General features: G+C 38.1%; 13 protein-coding genes. 8 read left to right on the forward strand and 5 right to left on the reverse strand.

From position 1 onward, the window contains the following. Positions 1 to 186: 186 nt before the first annotated feature. From H4J67_RS05005 to arsJ, 3 genes are all read left to right on the forward strand, one after another. Positions 187 to 543: a metalloregulator ArsR/SmtB family transcription factor gene (locus H4J67_RS05005; RefSeq protein ID WP_182175800.1), complete on the forward strand. Its 357-nt coding sequence runs from the start codon at positions 187 to 189 to the stop codon at positions 541 to 543. A 22-nt stretch (positions 544 to 565) separates the two neighbouring features. Next, positions 566 to 1,591: an ArsJ-associated glyceraldehyde-3-phosphate dehydrogenase gene (locus H4J67_RS05010; RefSeq protein WP_182203061.1), complete on the forward strand. Its 1,026-nt coding sequence runs from the start codon at positions 566 to 568 to the stop codon at positions 1,589 to 1,591. Between the two features lie 130 nt (positions 1,592 to 1,721). After that, positions 1,722 to 2,963 (forward strand): organoarsenical effux MFS transporter ArsJ, encoded by a 1,242-nt coding sequence (arsJ, locus tag H4J67_RS05015; protein WP_182175798.1) that lies wholly within the window; start codon positions 1,722 to 1,724, stop codon positions 2,961 to 2,963. 70 nt (positions 2,964 to 3,033) lie between these two features. On the opposite strand, the gene H4J67_RS05020 is transcribed toward arsJ, so the two are convergent. Beyond that, positions 3,034 to 4,197, reverse strand: a complete 1,164-nt coding sequence (locus H4J67_RS05020) for a flagella assembly protein FlgT (protein WP_182203063.1) — start codon at positions 4,195 to 4,197, stop codon at positions 3,034 to 3,036. 195 nt (positions 4,198 to 4,392) lie between these two features. Between H4J67_RS05020 and H4J67_RS05025 the strand changes: the two genes are divergently transcribed. Next, the gene (locus H4J67_RS05025) at positions 4,393 to 5,049 is read left to right on the forward strand and encodes a FlgO family outer membrane protein (protein WP_182175796.1); all 657 of its coding nucleotides are present in this window, start codon (positions 4,393 to 4,395) and stop codon (positions 5,047 to 5,049) included. A gap of 39 nt (positions 5,050 to 5,088) precedes the next feature. Continuing rightward, positions 5,089 to 5,556 carry an LPP20 family lipoprotein gene (locus H4J67_RS05030; protein ID WP_182175880.1) on the forward strand — a complete coding sequence of 156 codons (468 nt, stop codon included), beginning with the start codon at positions 5,089 to 5,091 and terminating at the stop codon, positions 5,554 to 5,556. A gap of 17 nt (positions 5,557 to 5,573) precedes the next feature. Here the strand turns inward: H4J67_RS05030 and H4J67_RS05035 are convergent, their stop codons facing one another. From H4J67_RS05035 to fldB, 4 genes are all read right to left on the reverse strand, one after another. Continuing rightward, positions 5,574 to 8,462: a TonB-dependent receptor gene (locus H4J67_RS05035; RefSeq protein WP_259368497.1), complete on the reverse strand. Its 2,889-nt coding sequence runs from the start codon at positions 8,460 to 8,462 to the stop codon at positions 5,574 to 5,576. A gap of 107 nt (positions 8,463 to 8,569) precedes the next feature. Then, positions 8,570 to 9,631, reverse strand: coding sequence for a FecR family protein (locus H4J67_RS05040; RefSeq protein WP_182175795.1), 1,062 nt, complete (start codon positions 9,629 to 9,631; stop codon positions 8,570 to 8,572). Between the two features lie 182 nt (positions 9,632 to 9,813). Then, on the reverse strand, positions 9,814 to 11,055 hold the full coding sequence (gene srmB, locus H4J67_RS05045; RefSeq protein WP_070376001.1) for an ATP-dependent RNA helicase SrmB: 1,242 nt from the start codon (positions 11,053 to 11,055) through the stop codon (positions 9,814 to 9,816). Between the two features lie 90 nt (positions 11,056 to 11,145). Then, positions 11,146 to 11,694, reverse strand: coding sequence for a flavodoxin FldB (gene fldB, locus H4J67_RS05050; RefSeq protein WP_182175794.1), 549 nt, complete (start codon positions 11,692 to 11,694; stop codon positions 11,146 to 11,148). A 296-nt stretch (positions 11,695 to 11,990) separates the two neighbouring features. Between fldB and dsbC the strand changes: the two genes are divergently transcribed. From dsbC to prfB, 3 genes are all read left to right on the forward strand, one after another. Then, on the forward strand, positions 11,991 to 12,800 hold the full coding sequence (gene dsbC / locus H4J67_RS05055) for a bifunctional protein-disulfide isomerase/oxidoreductase DsbC (protein ID WP_182175793.1): 810 nt from the start codon (positions 11,991 to 11,993) through the stop codon (positions 12,798 to 12,800). A gap of 100 nt (positions 12,801 to 12,900) precedes the next feature. Continuing rightward, positions 12,901 to 14,646, forward strand: a complete 1,746-nt coding sequence (recJ, locus tag H4J67_RS05060) for a single-stranded-DNA-specific exonuclease RecJ (protein WP_182203065.1) — start codon at positions 12,901 to 12,903, stop codon at positions 14,644 to 14,646. Positions 14,647 to 14,797: 151 nt separating this feature from the next. After that, a protein-coding gene (gene prfB / locus H4J67_RS05065; RefSeq protein WP_182203067.1) for a peptide chain release factor 2 occupies positions 14,798 to 15,896 on the forward strand; the annotation gives its coding sequence in 2 pieces (ribosomal slippage) (positions 14,798 to 14,872 and positions 14,874 to 15,896; 1,098 coding nt in all). The last annotated feature ends 41 nt before the right edge of the window (positions 15,897 to 15,937 follow it).

Consider the following 15,937-nt stretch of genomic DNA (forward strand, 5'->3'; position numbering starts at 1 on the left):
AGTTAACTCATGCTTTTTTTTGCTCATTTTATCTAACCACTGCTTTTATTTAAAAAGGTTATTTGCATACACTTTCAATATAAAATAACATATGATTTTTCATATGTATGAAAAATCATATGTTAGCTGTATATTGTTATTTTATATATGCTCCAAATTAGCTTTCGGATAAATGCGGTGCCAGTTATGAATAATGATAGGGCGGTTCAATTTTTTAAAAATTTAGCTGATGATACTCGGCTAAAAATAATCTTACTGATACAAACGGAAAAGGAATTGTGTGTCTGTGAATTAACGGCCGCTTTGTCTTTATCCCAACCTAAAATATCACGTCATATTGCTCAACTTAAATTGCATCATATTCTCAGTGAACGAAAAGTAGGACGCTGGGTTTTTTATAGTCTCGTTGATGCTATGCCACTTTGGCAAAAAGAAGTCATCGAGTTATCAAGTCTTAACAATCAAGCATATTTAAGCGCATGTGTAACAAACCTTATTGATATGGGCAATCGTCCAAGCAGACAGCAAAAATGTTGCGAATAACCGAAATAAAGAGGAATAAATCATGACAATTAAAGTAGGTATTAATGGCTTTGGTCGCATAGGACGTTTAGTTTTGCGTGCGGCATGGCAATGGCCAGAAATAGAGTTTATTCAAATTAATGATCCCGCAGGTGACGCTAAAACATTAGCACACTTACTGAATTTTGATTCTATTCATGGTCGTTGGAAATTTGATGCACAAGTCGACAATAATCAAATGGTCGTTTGTGATGAAGACGGTGAACATCGCATTAATATTAGTCATAATTTAACCATAGCTGAAACCGATTGGTCACAATGTGATGTTGTTGTAGAAGCTTCTGGAGTGATGAAAACGACTAAGCTATTAAGCGCTTATTTAGCACAAGGTGTTAAACGGGTTATGGTCACAGCACCCGTAAAAGAAGAGGGCGCCTTAAATATTGTCATGGGTGTTAATCATCACCTTTATAACAAAGCACAGCATAAAATTGTCACTGCTGCTTCTTGTACCACTAATTGTTTAGCGCCAGTGGTTAAAGTTCTCCAAAACAGTGTTGGCATAAAACACGGGAGTATGACAACTATCCATGATATTACTAATACGCAAACTATCCTTGATGCGCCTCATAAAGATTTACGTCGAGCACGAGCTTGTGGCCAAAGTTTAATTCCAACGACTACCGGGTCTGCAACCGCTATTACCCATATTTTTCCTGAGCTGAAGGGAAAATTAAATGGTCATGCCGTGCGAGTTCCGTTAGCGAATGCCTCAATTACTGACTGTGTATTTGAGCTAAATCGAGCCGTAACTGTTGAAGAAATCAATCAATTGATGTCTACGGCGGCGCAAGGAGAGTTAAAAAATATACTTGGCTATGAAGAACGTCCTTTGGTCTCTGTTGATTATAAAACGGATCCACGTTCATGTATTGTTGATGCGTTATCAACCATGGTTGTTAACGATACCCAATTGAAAATGTATTTGTGGTATGACAACGAATGGGGTTATGCCAATCGAGCTGCAGAGTTAATGTTGTTAGTTGGGCGATCTGATATTAAGCACTAGTCTTTGAGAATGTCGACATAGACGGCGTTTTTAAACGAATAATATCTTGGCGTTACGCTAGTGTTAAATACTTTTGGTTATTTATTAGTATTCGCCAACATCAATCGAAAATACCATTGTTGGTACCTTTATGTTAAACAAAATAACCGCACTGCCTAGTGCGGTAAAACAGTATCTATTAATTACCACTAACTATTGGTTTTTCACTTTAACCGATGGTGCTTTGCGTATGCTGGTATTATTACATTTTCATCATCTAGGTTATTCCCCGCTTGCCATTGCGATGTTATTTCTATTTTATGAAGTTTTTGGCGTGATTACCAACTTAGTGGGTGGATGGTTAGGAGCAAAAATTGGTTTGAATAAAACCATGAATATTGGTCTGTTCAGCCAAGTTTTTGCATTATTAATGCTGACAGTTCCTGAGCAATATTTAACCGTTATTTGGGTTATGTTGGCACAAGCGCTGTCGGGTATAGCGAAAGATCTTAATAAGATGAGCGCTAAAAGTAGTATTAAAACGCTGGTACCAACGACCAATAACAACCAAGATCACGCTGTTCTTTTTCGTTGGGTTGCTTATCTGACGGGATCAAAAAACGCCTTAAAGGGCATAGGTTTTTTCCTAGGTGCCTGGTTACTAAGTACCGTCGGATTTTCAGCAGCAATGCTAATAATGGCGAGTGTGTTGGCGATTGTTTTTGTGCTTAGTCTATTATTATTACAGGGTGATTTAGGTAAGGCAAAGCACAACGTTAAATTTAAAGAGATATTCTCAAATCACCCATCATTAAATTACTTGGCGGGCGCGCGCTTATTTTTATTTGCCGCTAGAGATATTTGGTTTGTTGTTGGATTACCGATATATTTGGTCAGTAATTTAGGTTGGCAACATACTAATGTTGGGATATTTATGGCGTTATGGATTATCGCATATGGTATTGTTCAAGGCTCAACACCTAAATTTTTTATTAAAAACAACCAACATAATATCAACGGTCATTTGTTATTTACTTGGGGTATGATTTTATCCAGTGTCACCTTGTTGTTAGCACTGTTGATGTTTTATGCGACCAAGCTCAACATCAGTACTGAAATCATCATTATCGCTGGTTTATTTATTTTTGGGGCTGTTTTTGCTATTAATTCCGCGCTGCATAGCTATGTGATCGTAGCCATGGCGAAAGAAGATGGCGTTTCTATGGACGTTGGCTTTTATTATATGGCTAATGCCCTGGGAAGGTTATTAGGTACCGTGATGTCAGGTGTTATTTATCAATTTACTAACTTAATTACCTGTTTAATTATTTCCGCTTTGTTTGCAGGGCTTTCAGCTTTATTGATCAAACGTATTACTGTGTCAAACGAGTAAGGCGAAAAACAGTGGCAATGTTAACGTTAACAGCCTGCTGTTAACGTTAACTATCGATATAACGATGAAGCTAGTAACGGACCGCTAAATCATTTAATTGGATGTTACCCAGTAATTGCCCATCAGTAGTCATTGCCTGTGCACTTTGCTGAGACACCTGCGTTATTTTTACTGTGTAAGGGCTAACGTTAAAACCGGCATAGGTTTTTCCTGCGTCAGTAATGATATTATTTAAATGTAATAGAGAAAACTCATCACCAACTTTTACGCCATGCTTTTTGCCTAAATTAATCGTTAACGAATTACCGGCTATTTGTACTATCTTGCCTCGAGTAGGTTGACACATCATATTTTCGTCGATATCAATGATCATATCGCCTAACACTTTTTCAATAGCCATTCCGTATTGGCTTTGCCAGAATACTTCGCTATGAACATCAACTTGCTGACGTTTGCCAAATTCCCATGGGGCAGAGCTACGGTACTGCTTAGTGAAGACAGATTCACCATTACTACCGTTGTAAATATATAGGCTGACACTAAACTGACGGTTAAAAACATCTTCTTGCCAAAACTGCCAACCATTGGTTGAGCCCTGTGCAAAGCTAATGTCATTAATTTCAGAATACATGACATACTGAGTATCGCTGATATTAGCTAACGACATGGTAAGACTTTTTATTGCTTCAACTTGCAAACTGTTATTTAATCTTGAGAACTGAGACTTTTCTTTTAACAACAATCTGGTGTCTAGATAAATACCTTGGTTGTTAATTTTATAAGCAAGCTTAGCCATCAATTTATTATCAAGCGCATAAACTTTACCGATACTTGCTTGCTCTCTATGCATTAAGTTACTACGGGTAATTAATAAAGACTTTCGATAATCAGAAGAGAAGCACTGTTTACTTTGTGGGAAGATGTCAGCACGAATGGTTACGGTGACCAAATTGCCCTCATAATTTTCATCAACCAGCTCAAAAGAATTAACAGTACCGCTGGCGCGAATATTAATTTCATTTTGTGTCAATAATCCGTTAACCGTTTTTTGCACACTCGATACTGAAGCACCGGCAACCAGTAAGGCTTTTTTTAATGCGTTCTCTATGGCTAATGTTTTTGCTCGTTCGGCATTGCCCTGCATTATTACTGACTTTCCCTGAGCTTCATACCACTGGGCATCAGCAGAAAGAGTGATAAAAAATAAAAGTAGAGCTGATATAAATAAACGCATATGAAGTCCGTCAGTAAAAAGGGTTTAATATCTCCTGTCGAATATGCAGTTTCTATGCCCACTTATTTTTATGCTCTGGTAACTTTATAGATTGGCGCGATTTGTGCTTTATTTATTTTAGAAACTATTTAATGTCGTTTATCGATATTACTGCAAAACTGATTATTCGCTTTCAGAGCGATTAAGGGGAGCTCAATGAAAAAGTGGCTTATTCCATTATTTATTCCAACGTTGATGTCGTGTTCATCAATGAATATGATGAGTGATGAAGATAATTTTTATAAATCAAAGCAAGAAGTGCGAGGTGAAATTGACAGTTTCAATCTCCCTAGGCATGCGATAGCAGATGTGGTTAAAGGGCTTACTTATCAGATGCTTGAAAGTAGCTCTTTTGTAAATCCTAAAACACCTATCGCGGTAGCTTCTTTTGTCGAATTAGAAAACCTTGAGTCAACTAATTGGCTGGGTAATCAAATATCAGAGAACTTTGTTCATGAATTACAGCGCCATGGTTTAGTTGTTATTGATTTTAAAACGACGGGACATATTCGTGTTACTGCTCAAGGCGATTATGTTTTTAGTCGCGACTGGAAAGAGCTACCAGAGCGGCAGATTATTGACTATGTTGTAACCGGTACCATGATGGAACAAGAAAATGGTGTGATGATTAATGCTCGGATGATTGGAATGCAATCACGTGTTGTTGTTGCCACGGCACAATCTTTTATTCCAAGCTGGGTAATAGGTGAACAGATTAATCAAGATGAAAGTGTTCGGATAAAAGATGGATTAATTATTCGAAACAGCGTTATGTTAGCAGATGACGAACGTTCAATTAAAATTGTTAATTAGTTTTTTACATTGATGTAGGACTAACTTTTGGTATTTATGATGAAAAAAATTATTCTTAATATATTAACCGCTGGTAGTTTGGCTTTGTTACTCGTCAGTTGTTCTAGTGTTTATGACAAACACGTACAATGGCAAAGTGTTAAACCTGAAACCTTCCCAGTGTTACATGCTATTGGTCAAGCGCCGATAAGTTTGCAAAACTCCCAACATGAAACTCAGCGCATGTTGATGGCGATTAATGCCTCAAAGCTTGCCGCTTATGCCGAACTTGCAGAACAAGTTTATGGGCAAAAAATAAATGGTGAAATGACCATGTCACAACTGATAATGGGTAAAAATGAAGTGTCGGCGTCAGTTCAAGGTGTTATCCGCGCAGCTAAAGTGATTAAAAGCTATCCTGTTGGCGACAGCTATACCACAGAGTTAAGTTTAGACTTTGAAGATGTTTATAATATTTATTTAGCTTCTTCACCAAAACGTGAAATTAAAGCGGTTACTTATTATTAAGTGTTAACATCACACCCTTAAAAATTATACTGCAGACTTGCATAAAAATAAGCGCCGTTAAAACCGAAAGGAGCTGAACGGCGTGAATATTTAAATACACCCGGGCTATCAACAATGATATTACCTTGTTGATCTTCAATCGTGCCTCCTCGAGAGTTTCCTATACGATTTTTGTCAGGCATAACATTAAATAAATTATGACTACCCACAGTGACCGCAAGATTTTTTGTCATTTGATGGCTAACGCTAATATCAGTTAATAGCTCTTCGCCATAAGTTTGTTTACCACCATCGGTTATCGTATATTTACCATAGTGATTGAATAATATATTGATGGTCCAATGCTGGTTTTTATAGAGGGTGTTTAGACTTATTTTATTGCGTGGTTGCCACTCTTCAATGATAGAAATATCTTGTTGTGAAAAAATTTCTTCAACGCTAATGGTATGCAGAGTGCTGTGATCAGGTGTAAATAACTTGGTTACCTCAGTATTGGTAAAGTTTGCCGCCAAGGTGAAGTTAATATCTCCAGCAAAAGCTTGAGTCTGCCAAGTAGCAACAATATCTGTCCCTTGAGTTGCGGTATCAGCGCCATTTAAGAAAAACTGTCCTTTGGTAGCAGACTCCTCAGTAAAAGCTTGATCGAGTAGAGGTGATATTCCCATGCCCAATTTACTACTAATGACAATACGGTTATCAATATCAATCTGATAAAAATCAACACTTATATCTATATTATCAGTAGGGCTGTAGATAAAGCCAACACTGAGGTTATCAGATTCTTCTTCTTTTAAAGAAGGCACCCCGAGTCGAGTGGTCAAAGTACTGTCATTTCTGAAGGTTTCCACTTCTTCACTCAACAGAGAGCCACTTTCGTCAACAATAAACTGTGTACTGATATTATTGAAATACATTTGCTGCATAGAAGGTGCACGAAAACCTGTGCTATAGGCACCACGTAAAATAAGTTGTTGGTGTGCTTGCCAATGCACCGCAACTTTTGTGTTGGTACTGTTACCAAATATATCATAATCATCATAGCGAATGGCCGCACTGAGCTCGATAGAGTTATTGATTTGGGTCACAGACTCCGCAAAAATTGAAACAACATCTCGGCTCTCGTTAACCGCAAGTTCAGGTGCAACTCCTGGAAAACCTTGAATACCACCGGCGGCATCTTGGTCAAACAATGCTTGATTATTGTCAGTATCATAATCCTGAAAGCTGTAGGGGTTACCTGGTATTATTTTGTATATTTCTTGGCGAAATTCTGTGCCTAACGCGAGTGAATAATTTTCATAGTCTTGGCTGAAGAGTAAATTCACTGTCTCAAGTGACAAAGATAGCCCGTAAGCAAAAGCAGACTTTGGTAATTGAGCACGTAATTCATCTGCTGTTAAGTCACTGGTTTGTGATAGATAGTTAGCGTAAGAAGCATTAAGTGAATCTTTAGTCGTATAGTCTATTTGGTTCTTGCCATAGGTATATGAAATATCAATGGCGCTGTCATTATCGAAAGCCGCTTTATAGCCAAAATTGTATGACATATCTTTTATATCTGAATCTATTTTGGGTAAATAACCTTGAGGAATAACGGCTTGCCCATCGCTTAATAATGGGTTTTCATTACTATTCGCGCTGTGACGAAAAAAAGCGGCAGATTGATTTTCTCGATGTGAATAGGTTAAAAAGCCATAAAGTTGCCCGTGATTCAGTTCAAATGTACTGTTTGCGGCAAAAGAAAGTTGTTGATACGAAGGGTCGCCAATACGAAATGTTGCTCGGTTAGCTGTTAACTCTCTTGGATCATCGGTTTGCCAATGACCATTGTCCAATTGAGTGCACTGGCCAAATTGGCAGGCACCATGTAAACCTGAGCGGTTGGTACTTTGATGGTCGACTAAACTTAATGTGGCATTGATAAAACCATCATCACCCAACGGCAAACCTTGTGTATAAGATAGCTGATAATCTTGACCATCGCCTTGCTCATAAGCACCAGCTGATGTTAATAAGGTTGTTTGTTCACTACTATCGTTTAACACAATATTAATAACACCCGCTATAGCATCCGAACCATATTGTGCGGCTGCACCATCACGTAAAATTTCAATACGTTTAATCGCTCCTACTGGAATGGCATTCATATCTGTTCCGGCTGTACCTCGCCCAACAGAGCTATTAATATGAATTAAACTCGCTTGATGACGACGCTTGCCATTTAATAAAATCAGTGTCTGATCTGGCCCTAAACCACGCAACGTTGCTGGCTGTAATACGTCACTGCCATCACTTATTGCTGAACGAGAAAAATTAAAAGAAGGTACTAGTGCCTGCAATATTTGACCAAGGTTAGTCTGGCCACTATTACGCAGAGTGTCAGCAGATATAATATCAACAGGAACAGGTAACTCTTTTACGGTTCTGCCATTAATATGACTACCTACAATAACTATTTTTTCAATGGATTTGGCTTTTTCTGTGGTATTAATTTTTTGTTTAGACTTGCTCTGTGCGGTAACGTTATTTTTCTGCTTTATCGACCATTGGCCTTTATTATTTACTTCTGCATGAAGACCCGTATTTTTAAGGAGTTTCCTCAAAGCCAAAGAAACTGAGTAATAACCCTCTATGGCATTACTGTTAAAACGTCGGGTTAAATCATAAGAAAATATAATGGTCTGATCGGCTTGCTGGGCAAGTTTAATTAATGCTTGATCAACGGATTGAGCGGCGACAGAAAAGTGCGTTATATTAGGTGCAATAGCTTGTACTTTAGCTTGAGTAGTTAAACTAAAAGATAATGGAAGAATAATAAAGAATGAACAAAAAAAATGTATCACTTTTTTTATTAAAACGGCACTAAGTGGCTGCTTTTTTCTTTCTTTAAATAAATAGTTTAGCAAGGTGTCAACTAGTGCTTTAATTGTGTTCGTTGAATACAGAAAGCTCACCTTCTATTTATAATTTTCATTCACTGTATTTATCTATAGCCTACTTGAGGCGTTGACCATTAAATTATGGCGTCAGTGGCTTTGGTGATAACTACAGTATTGTGACTTGTCTTGGTATATATTAGGTCGAAATTATAGCTAATTGAATCTAATAAAGTACCAACATCGTCTGACTTAAAATAACCGGACACTTTCATTTGGGCAAGCGCTTTATCTTTGATGGTAAATTTAACATCGGTATAGCGACTAATTTCATCAAGTGCAGTGGCCAGTGATTCACCATCAAAAATAAGTATGCCTTTTTTCCAGGAAAGTTCATGAGATAATGTGAGTGATGAAATTTTATTTGTCGGTGATTGAATTTTGTTGATTATAGTCGATTTTTCACCTGCAACTATAATGCTATTCTTTTGCGGAAATTGAACCGTGCTGGCTATTTTTTCAGTTAATGCCGGTAATGTTTCATTCGAATCAGCGATTAATACTCGCCCTTCGGTAACAATTAACTCTAACTGATTATTATCGCTTTTTTGTACATTAAAAATGGTGCCTAAAGCGGTAAATGATTGTTGCCCAGAAGTGACACTAAAGGGGCGTGATTTATCTTTTGCGACTTCAAAAGAGGCTTCGCCTTTGATCAAATTTAATTGACGATGTCCTTCACTGAAGCTAATAGTGAGTAAACTATCAGTGTTTAACTCGACATTTGAACCATCGGGTAAGGTCACTTTTTTATGCTCGCCTATTTTTGTTGAAAATTGATCGTAAATAACTTCAGATGACGTTGATTGAAAAAACGAAAATATCGGTTTATTTAAAAAAAACTCACTGGTGATGATACCAAAGAAAATAACACTGGCAGCCATTGATAATTGCATGAATAATTTTTTAGAGTGAGGAGAGTGTTTTTTTTCTAAAGGAAATAAACCATTAAACTCGGCAAGTAACTTAGAAATTTTGGTCGAAGGTGAGTACTTATGAAGGGCTAAGTGATGATTGTTTTCTTGATTAACCCAAGCAACAAAAGCTTGTCGCTCTTGTTGCGATAATCCTTGTTCAATGCGAGATAGCCAATACTTGGCCTGCACTTCTATTTCATTATTATATTGTATTTTAGCCATAATAAATATTTTGTCTTCATTCAATTCACGCAAACATCGATATATTTATTCGACCATGCCGTGCATCCTAGCGTAATAGCAAACGGTTTTTATTATCAATTAAAACTTACTTTACCTAACAAATCAATATGATAATCAGGGCTTTCAAAACTAGAAAACCCTCCTATATTTCTACTCTACCTTTATTTCTTTTTGTTTGCACGTTTTGCTTGTTTTTTCGCCTTAGCTTTTTTCTGTGATTTACTAATTTTGATTTTAGGTTTTTTCAAGGCAACTTTAGACTCTTTATATTGTGGTTTTAAGCCTTCAATATTTCGACGTGATAAACGCTCGTCCATGTAACGTTCAATCTTGGCAATGACTGGCATATCGTGTGCTTCAACTAAAGAGATAGCTGTACCTTTATTACCCGCTCTGCCTGTACGACCAATACGGTGTAAATAAATATCTGCTTTGCGTGGCATATCAAAGTTAATAACATGAGTAATGTCATCAATATCTAAACCACGAGCAGCAACATCAGTAGCAACCAACACTTTTACCATGCCTGAGCGTAATCGGTTAATGGCATGATTACGTTTGTCTTGTGGCATTTTACCTTCAAGCCAAGCACAAGGGATTTCTTCAGCGTAGAGTTTTCCTGACAAATGCTGGACCGTTTCACGTTTATTGGCAAAAACAACCGTGCGTTCAAAGCCTTCTTGTTTTAACAAGTTGATTAATAATTTAAATTTATGTTCTTTGTCATCTGCTAAGTGAAGCCATTGGTGAATTTTGGCTTTTTCTTTTCGTGATGGGTGAGACTCTAAAAATACTGGCTCGTTAAGTACTTCTTTTGAAAAACGTAAAACACCTGCACCTTCGAGGGTTGCTGAAAAAAGCATGGTTTGTTTACGCCAGCGAGCTTCACCAACAATACGGTTAATCGCATCAGAGAAACCCATATCAAGCATACGGTCAGCTTCATCAAGTACAAGAATTTCAATGTCGCGGGCTTCAAATTGTTCTGATTCAAGATATTCAAGTAGACGACCTGGCGTAGCAACTAGAATATCGGTGTTCTTAGTTAAGACATCTTTATGGCTGTCATAACTAACACCGCCAGTGATCAGGCCAGTTTTAATATCAGTTAATTCAGTTAATTGTGTACATTGCTCACTGGTTTGAATAGCAAGCTCGCGCGTTGGCGATAAAATAAGTACCCGAGGAAAACCTGGGCTTTTACGCGGATAATCTAGCAAATGTTGAGCGATAGGTAATATAAAAGCAGCTGTTTTACCTGTGCCCGTTGGCGCTGAAGCTAAAACATCTTTACCTGTCATGGCGACAGGTAAAACCAACTCTTGAATAGATGTTGGTTTTTTATAACCAGCATTTGTAATGCCGCCTAGTAGGGCTGAATCTAGGTCAAATTGCTCAAACATAAAGTATAATTTCGGTCAGGATAATATTGCCATGAATTATAAAGCGAAACAGGCTATTTAGCTAAAGCTAAAGCTATTTATTTTTAGTTTTTATTCACTTTCAATAATCTCAGCTATTTCTCTTTGAATTTGTTGGCACCACAGCGCAATACGTTCATCACTTTGTTCGTATTGATTGTCTTCATCTAATGCCAAACCGACAAATTGACTATTATCTTCGGTGAGCGCTTTAGAGGCTTCAAACTCATAACCTAGGTTGGGCCAAAAACCAATCACAAAACCATCTTGTGCGATGACTTGTTCATGCAACATGCCCAGCGCATCTTGAAACCACTCGGTATAACCAATTTGGTCACCCATGCCATAAAGCGCGATAATTTTTCCTGATAAATCTAAAGTCGCGATATCATCCCAATGGCCTTCCCAATCTTCTTGAATTTGACCATAATCCCAAGTAGAAATACCCATAATAACCAGGTCGAAATCGTCAACCTTACTTAGCGGTGTCTCTTTGATATTAAATAATTCAACGTCGAACTCTGTCTTGAACTTTGCTTTATCAGCAAAATATTGTTGAATTTTCTCCGCCGCCATTTCAGTATAACAAGTGGTAGAACCGTAAAATAAACCAATTTTCATGAGGTAGCCTTTAGCATCTTTTTTGAGCTTAGAAGTAAGATATTGACCGATTAACATTAGGGTCACTATTTTTGCGAGAGTTTAACAGATAGTTTATATCAAGGCAGTAAAATATATATATCGTTATAAAGTGACTGTTTACACTTATTAATCGAGTGATATGACTAGGTTTATTGCATTTTATTTCAATTCCCTGTAATTTTAGCGACCAAGAAACGGTCATGTTATATAGCTCAATTAATCTTGTGTAATCACTGAGATTACCGATTGTTAGTTCTACTTTTAGGAAGTCATTAATGTTTAAGAAAATTTCCCTTGCCCTTACGGCGGTTTGTATTGGTGTTGCTGGTTTAGTGTTTGCTGTAGAGCAGCCGACTGTTGTTGCAAATAGCGTCTCAGCCACCACGTCTACCATCAATAATTCTACCGAATTCGATGCGGTTCAATTAAAAGCAAAGCTTAGTTTAATGTTAGGCTTAGAAATTGATGCCGTTAAACCATCAGCTATGCCTGGTTTAGTTGAACTTATCACTAACCAAGGTTTGTTCTATGCGAGTGCCGATGGTAAATTTTTCATTCAAGGTAAACTCTATGGTTTAGGCGGCAAGGTTGTCAATTATTCAGAAGCAAGTTTAGCACAAGTTCGACTTGACGGTATGGACAAATTTGCTGATGCGATGATTGTCTATCCAGCAAAAAATGAAAAGCATGTTGTTACCGTATTCACCGACATCACTTGTGGCTACTGCCGCAAGATGCATGAACAAATGGATGAATATAATGATAAAGGTATCACAGTACGTTATTTAGCTTACCCTCGTTCAGGTGTGAAAGACCGTTCTGGTCAATATTCTCAAGGCTTTAAAGATTTACGTTCTATTTGGTGTCACGAAAATCCAGCAGATGCGTTAACAAAAGCTAAAATGGGTTCAAGTGTTGCTCAACGTATATGTGATAAGCCCATTGAAGGTGAGTTTGATTTTGGTCGTCAAGTTGGGGTTAGTGGCACACCGGCTGTTATTTTAGAAAACGGTATGATGTTACCTGGCTATCAAGAACCCGATGCGCTTGTTGCTATAATTGAACAGATGAAAATGGCAGGATAAATTATAATCGTTTGTTAATGATCTAACCTAAATGGCAGGCCCAATAGCCTGCCATTTTGCTCTCTTAACCTCATTGAATTAATCATCAGAAACTCTCCTTATGCAAAAGCAAATAGTACGCCGTGTCAAAGTCGAAGATAACCATCTTCCCAATCATCTTCATCCACTTATTAAGCAAATATATGCCAGCCGCGGTATTGATAAGGCAATTGAACTCGAACTTAATGTCAGCCAACTCTGTGCCATTGAAAGTTTAAAAGGTATTAATCAAGGCTGTGAGGTTTTATATGAAGGCTTAGTCGCGAATAAAAACATTGCCATTATTGGGGATTTTGATGCCGATGGTGCGACCAGCACCGCATTAATGATGGAAGCTTTACGTTTGTTTGGCTGTGAAAATTATCAATTTCTAGTACCTAACCGATTTATATATGGTTATGGTTTAACACCAGAAATTGTCGAAATAGCTGCTAAGCAAGGCGCAGAGCTATTAATAACCGTTGATAATGGTATTAGTTGTGTTGCCGGCGTCGCTAAAGCCAAGTCATTAGGATTAGGTGTTATTGTTACTGACCATCACTTACCGGGCATGACACTACCTGATGCCGACGCTATTATTAATCCCAACCAAGTTGGCTGTGACTTCGCCAGTAAAGCGCTGGCGGGTGTTGGTGTTGCTTTTTATTTTATGATGGCAATGCGTAAATATTTACGTGAGAAAAACTGGTTCGTTGACAAAAATATAGCAGAGCCTAATATTGCTCAACTCCTTGACTTAGTTGCCTTAGGGACAGTAGCCGATGTTGTTTCTCTTGATAACAATAATCGAATTTTGGTTGAACAAGGCTTAAAAAGAATTCGTGCTGGGGTTACGCGCCCAGGCATTCAAGCGTTGCTCGAAATAGCCGGTAAAGATCAGAAAAAGATAGTTGCCAGTGATTTTGGTTTTGCTTTGGGTCCAAGAATAAATGCCGCAGGGCGTTTAGACGATATGTCGTACGGTATTAATTGTTTACTTGCTAAAGACCTTGCTTCTGCTCGGGTCATGGCTGCTGATCTTGATGATTTGAATAAGTCGCGCCGGGAAATCGAGCAGGGGATGCAGCAAGAAGCAGAACAAGTATTAAAAAGCTTAAATTTTTCAGATGATAACTTACCGCATGCGATTTCTTTGTTTCAAAAAGATTGGCATCAAGGGGTTATCGGTATTGTTGCTGGTCGTTTAAAAGAAAAGTATCACCGGCCCAGTATTGTTTTTGCTGGCACGAGTAATGATCTTTCTCTTGAGAAAACAGAAAAAACCAGCGAAATTAAAGGTTCAGCACGCTCTATTCCTGGTCTACATATTAGAGATTTACTGGAACATATTGACACGCAGCATCCAAATATTATTATTAAATTTGGTGGTCATGCCATGGCGGCAGGCTTATCAATAGCAGAGGAAAACTTTGAAGAATTTCAGCGCTTATTAAACCAATATGCCGAGCTTTGGTTAAGCAGTGACGATCTCAAAGGTACGCTTGCCTCCGATGGTGAACTACCCACCAATGAAATGACTTTATCTTTTGCTCAGCTATTACGTGATTCTGGCCCTTGGGGACAAAACTTTATCGAACCTTTATTTGACGATAAATTTAAGCTGGTTCAGCAACGTATTGTCGGCCAGAAACATCTGAAACTGGTTGTTGAAAAAGCGGGGCAAGTTTTTGATGCTATCGCTTTTAATGTTGACTTAAGCCGTTGGCCTGACCATCAAACTCAACAAGTCCATCTTGCTTATCGTCTCGATATTAATGAATTTCGTGGTAAGCAAAGTGTGCAATTTATTGTGGAATACCTTGAATAAAAGCCTGGCAATCCGTTGCTTTATTTTCAGCCAGTTTAGTCAGTTAAATCGTTTATTTAGCGATGAAATTACGCTATAATGCGCGATTATTTTATTTTATTCTTTCGGGCGTGAATCTTGACGCCAAATTTGCGATGTAAAATTATAAACTATGATTGAAGCTAACCCGGTATTAAACAAGATTAAAGACATCCGCGAGCGTACAGATATGCTTCGGGGGTATCTTTGACTACGACCAAAGATTAGAACGTTTGGTTGAAGTGGTACGTGAATTAGAGTCACCTGAAGTTTGGAATGATCCTGAACGAGCACAAGCACTCGGTAAAGAGCGCTCTTCTCTTGAAGCCATTGTTGAAACCATTGATGAAATGGATCGAGGCTGTGAAGACGTTGAAGGTTTAGTTGAGCTTGCTCTAGAAGAAGAAGATGAAGAAACCTTTAACGATGCGAGCGATGAAATTCAAGCGTTGGAAAAAAGTTTAGAAAAATTAGAATTTCGCCGGATGTTTTCTGGTGAACATGATGAAAATAGCTGTTATTTAGATATTCAATCGGGTTCTGGTGGCACTGAAGCACAAGACTGGGCTGAAATGTTAATGCGTATGTATTTGCGTTGGGGTGAAGCACACGGTTATAAAACAGAAGCGATTGAAGTGACTGACGGTGATGTTGCCGGTATTAAAGGCTGTACGATTAAGTATACCGGTGAATATGCTTATGGCTGGTTACGTACAGAAACAGGTGTTCATCGCTTAGTAAGAAAATCACCATTTGATTCCAGTGGTCGTCGTCATACCTCATTTGCTTCGGCATTTATTTATCCTGAGATTGACGATAATATTGAAATCGATATTAACCCTGCTGATTTACGTATTGATACCTTTCGTGCCTCGGGCGCGGGTGGTCAACATGTTAATAAAACTGATTCAGCTATTCGTATTACCCATGTTCCAACGGGCGCTGTTGTCGCTTGTCAAGCTGACCGCTCTCAACATAAGAACCGTGCAACGGCGATGAAGTTGTTAAAAGCTAAGCTCTTTGAAATGGAAATGCAAAAGAAAAATGAAGGTAAGCAAGAATTAGAAGATGGTAAATCTGACATTGGCTGGGGTAGTCAAATACGCTCATACGTTTTAGACGACAGCCGAATTAAAGATTTACGCACCGGTGTTGAAAATCGAAATACCCAAGCAGTTTTAGATGGCGATTTAGACAAATTTTTAGAAGCCAGCCTGAAATCTGGTTTATAAAGTAGAAGATCCTTGCGTGGCAAGGTTCGACAATCAAAACT

The organism is Colwellia sp. BRX10-4 (genome assembly GCF_014077465.1).
Lineage (GTDB): Bacteria > Pseudomonadota > Gammaproteobacteria > Enterobacterales > Alteromonadaceae > Colwellia_A.